General features: G+C 52.6%; 8 protein-coding genes, 2 pseudogenes and 1 CRISPR repeat array. Of the genes and pseudogenes, 6 read left to right on the top strand and 4 right to left on the bottom strand.

The annotated features are described in order from the left end of the window. Positions 1 to 82: 82 nt before the first annotated feature. The 3 genes and pseudogenes from GEI7105_RS37770 to GEI7105_RS0122760 all read right to left on the bottom strand — a co-directional run. Positions 83 to 226, bottom strand: a pseudogene (locus tag GEI7105_RS37770) (Uma2 family endonuclease); the annotation flags it as partial. Positions 227 to 301: 75 nt separating this feature from the next. After that, positions 302 to 865 (bottom strand): Uma2 family endonuclease, encoded by a 564-nt coding sequence (locus GEI7105_RS0122765; protein WP_026097888.1) that lies wholly within the window; start codon positions 863 to 865, stop codon positions 302 to 304. A gap of 231 nt (positions 866 to 1,096) precedes the next feature. Further along, positions 1,097 to 2,452: a TIGR03279 family radical SAM protein gene (locus tag GEI7105_RS0122760; protein ID WP_017662711.1), complete on the bottom strand. Its 1,356-nt coding sequence runs from the start codon at positions 2,450 to 2,452 to the stop codon at positions 1,097 to 1,099. A 318-nt stretch (positions 2,453 to 2,770) separates the two neighbouring features. Between GEI7105_RS0122760 and GEI7105_RS0122755 the strand changes: the two genes are divergently transcribed. The 5 genes from GEI7105_RS0122755 (at position 2,771) to GEI7105_RS0122735 (ending at position 10,915) form a co-directional block, all read left to right on the top strand. Beyond that, positions 2,771 to 6,046 (top strand): UvrD-helicase domain-containing protein, encoded by a 3,276-nt coding sequence (locus tag GEI7105_RS0122755; RefSeq protein WP_017662710.1) that lies wholly within the window; start codon positions 2,771 to 2,773, stop codon positions 6,044 to 6,046. A gap of 229 nt (positions 6,047 to 6,275) precedes the next feature. Next, positions 6,276 to 6,497, top strand: coding sequence for a hypothetical protein (locus tag GEI7105_RS37765; protein ID WP_144053991.1), 222 nt, complete (start codon positions 6,276 to 6,278; stop codon positions 6,495 to 6,497). An 88-nt stretch (positions 6,498 to 6,585) separates the two neighbouring features. Further along, positions 6,586 to 7,953, top strand: a complete 1,368-nt coding sequence (locus GEI7105_RS0122745) for a P-loop NTPase fold protein (RefSeq protein ID WP_245555480.1) — start codon at positions 6,586 to 6,588, stop codon at positions 7,951 to 7,953. A gap of 138 nt (positions 7,954 to 8,091) precedes the next feature. Further along, positions 8,092 to 8,940 (top strand): EfeM/EfeO family lipoprotein, encoded by an 849-nt coding sequence (locus GEI7105_RS0122740; RefSeq protein ID WP_144053990.1) that lies wholly within the window; start codon positions 8,092 to 8,094, stop codon positions 8,938 to 8,940. Positions 8,941 to 9,190: 250 nt separating this feature from the next. Beyond that, on the top strand, positions 9,191 to 10,915 hold the full coding sequence (locus GEI7105_RS0122735; protein ID WP_017662706.1) for a potassium channel family protein: 1,725 nt from the start codon (positions 9,191 to 9,193) through the stop codon (positions 10,913 to 10,915). On the opposite strand, the gene GEI7105_RS0122730 is transcribed toward GEI7105_RS0122735, so the two are convergent. Beyond that, positions 10,890 to 11,339, bottom strand: a complete 450-nt coding sequence (locus GEI7105_RS0122730; RefSeq protein WP_017662705.1) for a GNAT family N-acetyltransferase — start codon at positions 11,337 to 11,339, stop codon at positions 10,890 to 10,892. The two genes, GEI7105_RS0122735 and GEI7105_RS0122730, sit on opposite strands and share 26 nt — an antisense overlap. 551 nt (positions 11,340 to 11,890) lie before the next feature. Beyond that, positions 11,891 to 12,656: a CRISPR direct-repeat array (repeat unit 37 nt; unit sequence GTTTCAATCCCTAGAAGGGATTTTTGGGTTTTTCAAC). Positions 12,657 to 12,752: 96 nt separating this feature from the next. Between GEI7105_RS0122730 and GEI7105_RS31980 the strand changes: the two are divergent. Beyond that, a pseudogene (locus GEI7105_RS31980) lies at positions 12,753 to 13,338 on the top strand (IS701 family transposase); the annotation flags it as partial. Between the last annotated feature and the right edge of the window lie 46 nt (positions 13,339 to 13,384).

The raw sequence follows: 13,384 nt of genomic DNA, 5'->3' as shown, positions 1-13,384 counted from the left end.
ACGGCTTGCCCGCAACCTTACCGCCGCGATTCATCTACGCTTCAATCGGAGATTAGAAACGTAGGATTCTCGCGGTTCAGGCTAAATCCCCTTGTAGCGTACTGTGTTCTCCTTGGGGCATCGGCTTTTGAATAATTTTTCCGTCGAGATATTCGCTAGCGGGTTTGGTTTCGGGGAGTTCGAGAAACGCATCCAGCGTCAACGGTTTAGATGAAGTTCGTACCATGCAACAGCCTCAGCCTCGATCCTTAACAATACAGGTTCTGATTTTGGGCGATCGTTCGTTGGCGGTAAAGGTGTTTTACAATTTCAACCAATCGAAAATTTCTCCCGCCGTTAACTGCACGGCTGCGGCGAATTCGGGGACGGGTAAAACGGTTTCGGCGTCGTCGAACACCCGTACGACTCGGGCAGCATCGTAGACAAAGATACAGGATTCTTCAGGATCGAGCAGCCAACCCATTTCGCTTCCCTGGTTCAAACAGTGGAGCAGGTTACGAACGACCTTCGTTTGACCTTGCTTCGGCGAAAGAATTTCGATCGCCCAATCGGGAGAGAGATCGAACGCGTTGGCGACATCTCCGTTGCTATCTCTCGGAATTCGCGACGTGCGGAAAACGGCAATATCGGGAACGAGCGATCGCCCCCCAAAATTACAGCGTAACTCGGGAAAAGCTTGAGCCGTGCGATCGCTTTTAAACGTTGCCATTAACGAAAAACTCAACTCCCGCTGAAGGATGCTGTGCTTACCTTGGGGCATCGGCTTTTGAATAATTTTTCCGTCGAGATATTCGCTAGCGGGTTTGGTTTCGGGGAGTTCGAGAAACGCCTCCAGCGTCAACGGTTTAGATGAAGTTCGTACCATAGCAAAAACCCCTCGAACATCTCATACGGAATCGGAATTTCAAACAGCGGTTCGGCCGAACGCGACAAGCCCTTCTCTATCCTCCCAACCATCCCCCCAACCCCCCTTTCAAAGGGGGGCGAAGGGGGGATAGGGGGCTAAGGGGGGATGTGGTGAAACCCAGCTTATCGGAAAAGGATGGAGTACGATTTAGGATTGCTATAGCCAGCCCAACTGATACTCTACCAGACGTCAGGCTGTAGCTACGGTGGGGACGGTATCGATGCAGCATTGAATCAGTCCCTCGGTTCCGTTCGCTAACAATACCGGAACGCCGAATTCTCGTTCTAAATCGGCAACGGTTACGTCGTCGAGAAAGCGGGTTTCGCCGTGTTTCAACATCACTGTGGGTAACACGATCGCATCCCCTAAATCGCGATGTTTCAACCCTTGCAACAGATCTCGTCCGGTGAGAACTCCCGTGACGCTGATCTCCTGTCCCCAAAAGTCGCTATTGAGGGCGATCGTTTCCACCGTTAAGCCGTTGACGGCGTTGAGGCGATCGAGAATGGGGTCGAAAGCGGTTCGGACGGCGTTTCCGACAATCCACGTCAGGCGACGGGGGGGAGACACCGACGCCGGTAACAAGCGATCGCTATCTTCGGTAAAGCGATCGAGAAACAGGCGAATCGACCCCACGCCGTTGTCGATTTGTGGGTAATCTTCGTAATCGACGGTATCGGGAATCTCCATTCCGGCGATTAAAAACCACTCGTCGGCCAGCCATGCGAACGTCGAACCCAACTGACGGCGAAACTCCGCTTGCAAGGCGCGAACTTGCGCGATCGTGGCTTTAGCATCGTCTGGAGAAACGGGAACCAGTTCGTCTTCCGGGGGACGAAACCGCGTCAACCCCACGGGAACCACCGCCACCGAGGCCACGGCGGGAACTTCGCCGCCGCCGAATTTGGCTAAATCTTGTAAGGTGCGTTCTAGGTGAATTCCGTCGTTGATACCGGGACAGACGACGACCTGGGCGTGAATTTGCAAGCGGCGCTCCTGAAACCACTGCAATTGGTCTAAAATTAACCCGGCGCGAGAATTTTTCAACAGGCGCGATCGCACCTCCGGTTCCGTGGCGTGAACGGAGACGTACAGCGGCGACAGTCGCATTCGTTCGATGCGTTCCCACTCCGCTGGCGGTAAGTTCGTTAGCGTCAAATACGAACCGTAGAGGAAACTGAGGCGGTAATCGTCGTCTTTGAGATATAACGTATCGCGCATTCCCGGCGGTTTTTGGTCGATAAAACAAAAGGGACAGCGGTTGTTACACTGAATTAAGTTATCGAAGAGAGCCGACTCGAACTCCAGTCCCAAATCGTCGTCGTAGTCTTTTTCGATTTCGACGGTGTGGGTTTCTCCCGCCTCGTCGAGAACTTCTAAGGTGAGAAATTCATCGGCACAGAGAAACTGGTAATCGATCAGATCGCGAGGGGCAATTCCGTTAACGGATACCAAGCGATCGCCCGGTTGAAAGCCAATGTCTTCGGCGATCGAATGGGATAAAACATGAGTGACGAGGGCGGGACGGACGGTCGATCGAGACATGAAAGTTTCGAGATAAAATTAAGACTGCGATCGAAAACGATCGAAAAACGAGAACATACCCAGCTTCTCTTGAAACTGAGTATGTCCTTACTATAGATCGGCTTTTTTATGAAACGGTAGCCGACAGTATTTATCAGGTAAAGACGGTTTATCGCTCCGTCCTGAAATATCTTAGCGAACGGCCGCGAAAAAAGGCAACAGACAAAGGATAACTTTTTAAATGCCCTGTAACCGACGATAACGTGACGAAATGCAAGATGCTTTCGATACAATTTTACAGATCGATGTAAAAATTCCCCGACCTTACCCCGCAATCGAATGAGCCTGACGCCCGAACAACACCGCGCCGCCCACGCCCCCCACAGCGTCGCGATTACGGCTGGGGCGGGAACGGGGAAAACCTTCACCCTCGCCGAACGTTACCTGTACCATCTCCTCCAAGACGGGCTGTCGCCGTTGCAGGTGGTGGCGGTGACGTTTACGGAAAAAGCCGCGACAGAACTGCGATCGCGCATTCGCCGCCTCGCCCGACAGCAACAGCCTCGCACCCAACCGTCCAACGGCGACAGCACCTCCGAGACGGCGTTTAACGACGTTCTCGCCGAACTCGAAGCCGCCCCCATCAGCACCTTTCACAGCCTCGCCGCCCGCATCTGTCGCGAACATCCCGACGCGGCGGGAGTTCCGGCGGACTTTCGCATTCTCGACGAAATCGAAGCCCGACTTTGGCTCGAAGAAGCACTTTTAGAGGTACTCGATCGCCTCCCCGAAACCATCTACGAGAAACTACCCTATCGCCTGTTAAGAGCGGTTTTACCGCCGCTTCTCGACGATCCCATCTCAGTACGACGGGCGTTCCGTCACGGCGGCGAAGGCTGGCAAGAACTCGCCGACAACCTACGAAACCAAGCGTTTGAGGAATTGTTAAGCCATCCCGTTTGGCGAGACAGCGTGGAAGTCTTGCAACACTGCATCGGAACGGCGGGGGACAAAATGGAAACCCAGCGTCAAAACGCCTGTATCGCCATCGAACGCATTCAAGCCGGAGACAAAGACGCCCGCCATCTCGACAGTCTCGCCAGCATCGACTTGCGCGGCGGAAGTAAAAAAAACTGGGACACGGGAGAACTCGATCGCGTCAAAGCCGCCGTCAAACCCCTGCGAGAACTCGTCCGAAACGCCCTTCATACCGGATTCGTCAGCTTGCAAACCTGCGAACTCGACGATCGCCTCGCCGAGATTCTCCCTGCCCTCAAAGACGCTTTCGAGTATACCTGGGAAGACCTGATGCGACAAAAACGGCGATCGCGCCTGCTAACCTTCGCCGATTTAGAAGTCTGCGCCCTCAACGCCTTACGCCACGACAGCGTTCGACAGTTCTACCACCAACGGTTCAAAGCCTTTCTCGTCGACGAATTTCAAGATACGAACCCCGTCCAAGCTCAACTTCTCGACGCTTTAGCCTCAGAAGCGAAACTGACGATCGTTGGAGATGCCAAACAGTCCATTTACGGATTTCGACGGGCGGACGTTCGCGTCTTCGATCGCGTGCGCCATCAAATCGCCCAAGCAAACGGCGACGACGTACTGTTGAGTCTCTGTTTCCGCACCCACCATCCCCTGATCGATCGCGTCAACCGCATTTTTCAACCCCTCCTCGATCGTCTCCACCAAGATCTCGTCGCCCACCGCCAAGAACCCCCTCACGACGATCCCCATATCGAAGTTTGGACGCTCGATGCCCCCAAAGGGGTTAACAAAGCCCGAAAACGACGGGCGGAAGCCCAAAAACTCGCCGATCTCGTGACGCAGCTAGTGGCGGAGAAAACCCCCGTTCACGACAAAGAGAGCGATCGCCTGCGCCCCATCGACTACGGTGATATCGCCATCCTCGCCCGCACCTGGAGTCCGCTGCAAACTTACGCCGACGTTCTCGAATCCCGAGGTATTCCCGTCGCCCTCGCCGGGGGAGACAGCCTCCTCGACACCCGCGAAGCCAAAGACGCCTTCGCCCTGTTACGCTTTCTCGCCGACACCGACGACGATTTGGCGTTAGTGGCGGTGCTTCGCAGTCCCTTTTTCGCCGTCAGCGATCGCGCCTTACTGCAAATCGTCCTGACGACGCCGCCGCAACCGTCTGAGAAACCGCCGACGTGGTGGCAGCGATTGCAAACCGTAGATTGGGAGAGTCTCGACGACGTACCCCACCTCAACCCGGTGGAGGTGTTGCGAAAACTCCGAACCGCAAGTTTTCGAGAGGTTCCCTCGCGACTGTTGCAACTGGCCGATCGCTTGACAGGATATACGGCGATTTTGGCCAACCTTCCCAGTTCTACACGGCGAGAAGCCGACTGGCGGGGGTTTCGAGAACTGGTTCGCAAGTTGGAAACCGAACACCAGAGTTTGTACGGCGTAGTTCGAGGATTGTTGCGGTTGGTGGCGGCGGAGGTAAAAATTCCCCGACTTCCTCTCGATGCCAGTAACGCCGTGTCGTTGATGACGGTTCACAAGTCCAAGGGGTTAGAGTGGGCGGTGGTGTTCGTGGCGGACATGACTTCGAGTTCCCCGAGTCCTTCGTCGGTGGTGTCGTTCGATCCCGAGTACGGCGTGGCGGTGACGTTCGACGACGATTTCGAGATCTCGGGAAAACCAGTGTTACAAGTGTGGTTGCAGCGACTCCAGCAACAGCGGGAAGAGGCGGAAACCCTTCGATTGTCCTACGTGGCGCTGACGCGGGCGAGAGACCGCCTGATTTTGACGGCCTGCGATCGCTCTGGAGGCTATCTCGATCGTCTGTCTCCGGGTTTAGAAGCGGCGGAAATCCCCGTGCGAACTTGGGCGTTTCCCGAGAATTTGAATTTAGACGATCCCGAACTGCCCCGAATGCCTGAAGAAACCGCTCCCGCACTGCTCGGAACGGTTCCCTTGACGGCGGACGTGCTGTCGTTCGGGGCGTTGAGCGACTATGCCGTCTGCCCCAAACAGTTCGCCTACCGTCATTTATACGGCCATCCCGGTTTAGATGAAACTCTATTGATACAACAGCGGTGCGATCGCCTGGTTCGCAAAGCCATCGCGTACCACCTGCGCGACGCGGAAGCTTTGACGGCGATCGATCCCGATTTAGACGAGCGATCGTTGGCATTGGTGACAGACGCACTCACCCAGTTCGACACCCACGCCGTCTTTACCAAACTTCGCCAAATCCCGATGCGCGGCGAACTGCGATTTGCCTCGAACTTTGACGGTTTAGCCCTGCGCGGAACGGTTATCGAACTCGGGGACGATGGCGTTCTCGACGTGCGAATCCGACTCGATCCCTGCCTCGGTGTCGATGGCATCGTCGGAACCGAGTGCCGTCGCTTAGAACTGTTAGCTGTGGCGCGAAAACTCCACAAATCCCGGGCCATTTTAGCCGACCTGCGACATGAAAAACTGTACTCGTGGAACGTCGCAGAAATACAAAAGGAAGACGAAGAGATGTTGGCGTCGATCGTGACAGATGTGCGATCGGGCCGTATCGCCGCGACCCCCGAAGCTGAAAAATGCCAGCGTTGCGTGTATTTTGCCATGTGCGACGAACGCTGGGATTGAATCGCCGCTAAAGTCGTCACGACGCGAGCTTGCAGCCTCTAGCAGAGGGCGATCGATCCGCGATCGCCAACACTACTACGTTGACAGCCGCGAAAGAGTCCTCAGTTCGGGAATTTCCCCTCTCAAATTGCCCAGAATTGAGAGCGAACCCCCTGAAAGAAGAAGTAGGGGCAATGTGAAAACTCGACTCCATTTCCCCCGTTGGAGCAGCGTTTGGAACTTCCGAAACATGAGGACTCTCGTAATATTCCGTATCCCGCCGACCGGATACCGGCTCGGCACGTTGGCAATGGCGATCGCGATATTCGGGTTTGCTATTTCCCAAGTGGGGTTTTTCCATCTTCTTGGCGATCGCGACGCGTCAGACTCAAACGACGCTGATACTGTGTTAATGGCAGGAAGAGGCGAAGAATCAGACAAATGTGAATGGTTGGGAAACTGCGACGATTGACCCTGCAACCTTGCAGCAACATCGCTTATCTACTTCACCACAGAGACACAGAGGACACAGAGGCTTTTTTTACAGCGAACCGTCAACAGTGAAGACAGCCCCTTGTCCCCTTGTCTCCCCCTCTCCCCTGTTCCCCCTCTCTCCTGCTCCCATGTTCCCGTCTCCCGATATCGCCACGGTTTACCGAGCCTGTAACCCCAGTCAAACTTTAAACGTCAACCATCCCGACGAACGGGCGTATTACATTAACTTAGCGGCCGCTCGAGGGGGGGACATTACGGGCGAACTCGACGCCAACATTACGCTATTTTCTCCGAACGAACCCACTTGTCAACTCTTGGCCGGCCATATCGGCTGTGGGAAATCGACGGAACTGCGGCGGTTGCAAGCGAGTTTGCAAGATCGAGGATTTTACGTCATTTATTTTGAGTCGTCTCAGGATCTCGATATGGCCGATCTCGATGTGGGGGATATTTTACTGGCGATCGCCCGTCAGGTCAGCGAAAATCTCGTTGAAGTGTCCGACGCCTGCACCTCGGGAACGCTAGTGGCGATGTTGGAAAAAGCCGATCGATTACTGACGACGGAAATTCCGGCTGTCGAAACGGACGGTGCATCGGGGTCTCTGCGTTCTCAACTGCGGCGGTTGAGCCAGAAAACCCACGGACGCCCGGATTTGCGCGGACAACTGCGTCAATATCTCGAACCTCGCATTCAAACGTTTCTCGACGCTCTCAATCGGGAACTGCTCGAACCGGCGATCGCGGTGTTACGACAACAGGGAAAACAGGGATTAGTTATTGCGATCGACAATCTCGATCGCATTGAAATGACTCAAAAACCCTGGGGGCGATCGCAACCGGAATATTTGTTTGTCGATCGCGGCGATCGCTTATCTAAACTTAGTTGTCACGTCGTCTATACGATTCCTCTGAGCTTGCTATTTTCTCGGGAACTCAGCCGGTTGACCCTCGCGTTCGGGATCGATCCTAAAGTGTTACCGATGGTGTCTGTCAAACGACGCGACGGACGGCGTTTCGCTCCCGGTTTGTCTTTGTTGCGTCAGATGGTGTTAGCGAGAGCGTTTCCCCAACAGTCACCCCAGGAGCGTTTGACGCTGGTTCCCAAACTGTTCGATCGCCCCCAAACCCTCGATCTCCTCTGCTACGCCAGCGGGGGTCACGTCCGCAATCTCTTGCGGTTGCTGCATCACCAAATTGAGAAAGAACGAGCCTTTCCCCTCTCTCGAGAGAGTTTAGACGCCGCGATGCGAGAACGTCGCGATCGCCTGTTCTTGTCGATTACTCCTGAAGAACGAACGTTATTGAAACGAGTCGCCCGCGAAAAACGCATCGACAACAACGACGCCTATCGTACTCTCGTCCGCAGTATGTTCGTCTTCGAGTACCGCGACGATGACGGCTCCTGGTTCGATATCAACCCGCTTTTACAGTGAGGACCGTTAACAGATAATCGTTTCGCCTCATCATCCCTATCTGCTGGGGACTTCGGGAATTATTGACAATAATTGACAATAGCAAAGAGGATCGCTATACTGCCTTTGACATTTTAATTGAAATATATTCCCAATAAAATGAAACGAAGAAATTTGCTTCAGGCGGCGACTGTAGGGGTGTCGGGAACTCTGGCGCTGACCGTTTTATCGCGGCGAGGCATCGCGCAAGACCCCACTATAGCGAGCGATCCCTACGCCGATCGCGTCGATGAAGGCTTAACATATTTCAAAAGACTAGCAGTCGAACAACTCGATTTAGCCGAGCAATTACTAGAAGCTATTCGCAGCAACGATCTCGAGCGAGCGCGTACCGCCTACGTGCGATCGCGCCCTCCCTACGAACAAATTGAAGTTCTCGCCGCCAGTTTCGAGCAAACGGACAGTGACATCGATGCGCGTCCTTACTCCTTTGACGGTGGCGAACTCGATCCGGAATTCATCAGCATTCACAAAATCGAGGCATTGATTTTCCGAGACGGAGATCTTCGCGCAGCCCTCCCTTACGCCGAAGGACTCATCGAAAGTGTAAACACCCTCATCGGAGATCTCGATCGCCGGGAAAACTTCAGCAGCCAAAAGCATTTTGAAGGATGTATCGCCTTGGCGACGGAAGTGGCGGCCAAAAAAATCTCCAGCGAAGAAGAAACTTGGTCCGATCGCAGCTTGATGATTTTCCGCCAAAACTGGAACGGGATTTACAGCCAGTTTCAGCCGTTTGTGTCGGTACTCAACGAGAACACGGCTAACGCCGTTCGCCAAGCCTACGAAGCCGCCCAACAGGTTATCGAACCTTATTTTCAGCGGAATGCGATCGGCGGAGAACCTTACAGCAGCATTAACCCACGAGTTCGGGGACAAATCGTGCGAGCCAGTTATACCTTGCGCGATCGCCTGCTAGACGCCGCCGCAGAGCTGCAACTGGCTTGATTTTCTTCCAACCGTCACGTCCGCAGTCGCCAAGAGGTGAGGAGCGTTACAGAGAAAAGAACCCAGCATTTTCGAGATAGCACAGTTCTATAGAAGTTCTAACCTCCTCATCTCATCATCCCCACCTCTGGCGTGTACCGCGATACAGCACAATTTCCCGAGGCGATCGAGAATAGTGAATTAGCTCGATCGCCCTCTTCCGTCGAGGCGAAACGTCGATCGAGTTGTTAGCTCACGCTCGATCGCCACCATGAAACCCCGAATTATCGTTTGTGGATTGGGTCGCACGGGATACAAAATCTTTTGCCTGTTGCAACATCAAGGAATTCCCGTTGTAGGAATCGGTCGGACGCCCCTACCGAACAACCCCGAAAATATCGTCGTCGGCGATTTGCGATCGACCTCGACGCTGCTGGCCGCAGGCGTGCAGAACGCTCAAACCTTGATTCTCGCTAGTGCTGATGAAGCTCTCAACCTAGCGGTATTGGTGCAAGCTCGCCTCATCAACCCCAAGATTCGCATCATCAACCGCCTGTTCAACCACCGCCTCGGCGAACGTCTCGATAACACCCTCGTCGATCATGCGAGTCTCAGCGTATCCGCCCTCGCCGCTCCGATTTTTGCCTTCGCCGCCTTCGGAAGTCGAGCCATCGGACACCTGAAACTGTTTCGTCAAACCTGGTTCATTCACGAAGAATACATCCACGACTTACATCCTTGGAAAGATCGCAGTCTCGACGAACTCTGGGACGATCGCTCGCGGATGTTGATTTACTACCTCTCGGCTAGCGATCGCGTCGATCTCGTTTCCGGTGTCGTCAACCGACAGCCGCTGCAAGTGGGCGATCGTCTCATCGTCGCCACCAAACCCACCGTTCGGCTCGATCGCAAATCCCTATTCGATCGCCTCTCGAGTTTCCTGAGCTGGCTCAAAACCCTCCGCCAACAAATTCAATCCACCGTCGCCGTGACGTTAGTTCTTCTAGCGACCATTTTTATCGCTACAGTGACGTATACGGCCATTAACCTCGAAACCTCCTTCATCGATGCCCTGTACTTCTCCGTCGGCATGATTACAGGAGCCGGAGGTAACGAAGAAGTCGCCGAAGCCGCTCCCGACGCCATCAAACTCTTCACCGCCATCATGATGCTCCTCGGAGCGGGGGTTATCGGTATCGCCTACGCCCTCCTCAACGACTGGGTTCTCGGGACTCGCTTCCGTCAACTGTGGTACGCGACCCCCGTTCCCGACAAAAATCACTACATCGTCTGTGGCTTAGGGGGAATGGGCATCCAAATCGCGAAATACCTGCAAGAGAACGGTTACGACGTGGTCGTCGTCGAACGCGATCCCAACGGCCGCTTTCTCAGTACCGCCCACAGCCTCAAACTCCCAGTCGTCAACGGCGACGCCACGCTCTCAGACTGTCTCGAATCGGCCAACGTCCACCGCTGTAACGCTCTGTTTGCCGTCACCAGCGACGACATGACTAACTTGGAAATCGGCCTCACTGCCAAAGGTCTCGAGCCGGGGTTGCGGGTGGTGGTTCGAGACAGCGACTCGAATTTTGCCATTATGGTACAGCAGGTGTTCGAGTTCGATGCGGTTCTCAGTCCCACGGAACTGGCAGCCCCCTCCTTTGCGGCGGCGGCGTTGGGGGGTCAGATTTTCGGCAACGGCATGACGGCAGGGAGTCTGTGGATTGCTCTGTCTGCGACGATTACGCCGGAACATCCCTTTTGGGGACAGCGAGTGAAGATGGCAGCGTCGAAGGGGGATTTTGTCCCGTTGTACGCGGAAACCCAAGGAAAAACCGTTCACGGATGGGAGTTGTTAGATCTCGAGTTGCGGGTGGGAGACGTTTTGTATTTGACGATTCCCGCCACTCGTTTAGAGCAGTTGTGGCGAACCACGCCAAGTCTGGAGCCGAACGGGACGATTTCGCCGTTCAAGAGTCAGAGTAAGAGCCATTGAGGGCAATTTCCATGGAAACGTGGGGAATTCCCGCTTCCTCGAAGGGGTCGCCGTGGATTTGAAAGCCGAGTCGGGCGTACAGTGGGGTGATGTAGGCTTGGGCGTTGAGGACGACGCGGTTCGTTCCCTGTTGTTGGAAGGAGTCGAGGGCGTATTGTATCAGTTGGCGTCCGATTCCCCGTCGCCGCATTTCGGGGAGAACGGCTAAGCGTTCGATTTTACCGGTGTGGGGGGCGATCGCTCTCAGCCGAGCGGTTCCGACTGGCGTCTTTTTCCACCAGGCGAGGAGATGAGTGGCGGCGTCGTCGAGACCGTCGAATTCTAGTTCGGGGGCGATGTTTTGTTCGAGTTGAAATACTTGGGTTCGGATATGGCGGATAATTTCAGCGCGATCGCGATAACGAACGGTTTCGATCGATAGCATAATAGCAATACAAAACGACAAAGAAAGGTGAAACTTTTATCCCGATCCTTGCAGTTTACAGTCTACACTAAATCCCGATCGCAGTACGATTTTCGAGCTAACGAATGCTATTGCTTGAGTTGCGAACGGATGTCACAGTTGACATTTTAAAAGTATAAATTTACGATTCTGTTGACCATGAAACAATATTTTTTATTTCTATTAAAGATTTTAAAGCTTTCACAAAAAAACATATTTGATATCTTTGAGGTTTTCACAATTCTGATAATTTGATCGCAATACAGTCAATAATATTTTTGGGAATTATTGAAAGCCTCAATATATTTATCGTATTAGCAAAAAACTTCTATTGCATTCACTATTTTTAAGCCGAAATGATATTTTTTATCCTTCAAAATTCTACTTAATTTGTAGAAAAGCTCAAACCTCACAAAATAAAATACTAAATTTACGAAATTTTCTATATCTGAAATTTTGAAAATGATTTAGAATCATTATTTTGGTTTTTCAACGCAGCGGACGCGAACGACGACGCCATGGGACGAGACGCAGTTTCAATCCCTAGAAGGGATTTTTGGGTTTTTCAACTGAACTCCAAGACTTTCAAGAATGGGAGGCAGGTTTCAATCCCTAGAAGGGATTTTTGGGTTTTTCAACAAATCCGTCGCGTTCGGTGGATTGGGCAAAATCCTGTTTCAATCCCTAGAAGGGATTTTTGGGTTTTTCAACCAGATACATGGCAAGCGTATTCCGATGCAAGGCGTTTCAATCCCTAGAAGGGATTTTTGGGTTTTTCAACATCATACCAAAGCAATAAGAAGAAAATCGCAGAAGTTTCAATCCCTAGAAGGGATTTTTGGGTTTTTCAACTCCCCAGTCTATATCGTCGTCCTCGGGGGCGATCGCGTTTCAATCCCTAGAAGGGATTTTTGGGTTTTTCAACGTGACGCCAGTGTTGTCGGTGTTGCGGGAACTCATCGTTTCAATCCCTAGAAGGGATTTTTGGGTTTTTCAACGAGTTCGACGATCGAACCTGCGGGGTTCCCTGCAACAGTTTCAATCCCTAGAAGGGATTTTTGGGTTTTTCAACAGGGGGAAAAATGCGAAATAGACACCTATATCCACAGGTTTCAATCCCTAGAAGGGATTTTTGGGTTTTTCAACTTTGGATATATCTGGAGGCTTGTGGCTTTTATAAGTTAATGAGTTTCAATCCCTAGAAGGGATTTTTGGGTTTTTCAACTAGAGATTGCGAAGAAATGTCTAATTGAATTGCAGGAGTTTCAATCCCTAGAAGGGATTTTTGGGTTTTTCAACCTGATCGTGGTAGTCATAGCGGGACTTAAACGGTAAAAAAGGTAAAATAAAAGCAAAACCCTTGACTGACAAGGATTTAAGGTGGAGAGTGTCCCCATGAGAGAGACCACCCCAGCCGCTATGCCACCCTGCTTTGAGAAGTGGTGCAAGCGTTTCGACCCCGACTTCAAAACCCAAGCACAAAAAAAGGGGTTTAGACACTATTTGGGAGGATTACTCGGGGAAAGCCAGCGAAAAAACATAACTCAGATGGCAAACGACTCGGTGGGAGTGGTTTACAACCGCTTACATCATTTTATAACGGAATCCCCTTGGGAGGAGAAGCGTATTAACGAACGTCGTTTAAAGGTGGTGGACTCCTGCCATCAAACCCGAGTGGGTCGGGGATTTGCCTTGCTGCTCGATGATACAGGACATCGAAAAAGCGGCAACTTCACCGCAGGTGTGGGAAGACAGTACATCGGAGAAATCGGCAAGCTCGACAACGGAATCGTGGCGGTAACGACCCATCTCTATGATGGCAAAAAAAAATTTGCCTCTGGATGTAGAAATCTATCAGCCAGCCAGTTCCTTACCCTCAGGCAAGAAAGATCCCTCTTTCAAAAAGAAACCCGAAATCGCCTTAGAATTAATTGACCGGAGTTTAAAGAGAGGGTATCGACCGGGAATCGTCCTCATGGAGGGTCTTCGCAAAACAAGGTGATAAGAAAAACTTATTAAGTAAAGCA

It is taken from the genome of Baaleninema simplex PCC 7105 (genome assembly GCF_000332355.1).
Classification (GTDB): domain Bacteria; phylum Cyanobacteriota; class Cyanobacteriia; order Cyanobacteriales; family Geitlerinemataceae; genus Baaleninema; species Baaleninema simplex.
This window is presented reverse-complemented; position numbering and strand designations above follow the sequence as displayed.

Bases quoted from the DNA above. Each gene is read 5' to 3' on its own strand.
- GEI7105_RS0122765 (WP_026097888.1), bottom strand. From the start codon at position 865: ATGGTACGAACTTCATCTAAACCGTTGACGCTGGAGGCGTTTCTCGAA.
- GEI7105_RS0122760 (WP_017662711.1), bottom strand. From the start codon at position 2,452: ATGTCTCGATCGACCGTCCGTCCCGCCCTCGTCACTCATGTTTTATCC.
- GEI7105_RS0122755 (WP_017662710.1), top strand. From the start codon at position 2,771: ATGAGCCTGACGCCCGAACAACACCGCGCCGCCCACGCCCCCCACAGC.
- GEI7105_RS37765 (WP_144053991.1), top strand. From the start codon at position 6,276: ATGAGGACTCTCGTAATATTCCGTATCCCGCCGACCGGATACCGGCTC.
- GEI7105_RS0122740 (WP_144053990.1), top strand. From the start codon at position 8,092: ATGAAACGAAGAAATTTGCTTCAGGCGGCGACTGTAGGGGTGTCGGGA.
- GEI7105_RS0122735 (WP_017662706.1), top strand. From the start codon at position 9,191: ATGAAACCCCGAATTATCGTTTGTGGATTGGGTCGCACGGGATACAAA.
- GEI7105_RS0122730 (WP_017662705.1), bottom strand. From the start codon at position 11,339: ATGCTATCGATCGAAACCGTTCGTTATCGCGATCGCGCTGAAATTATC.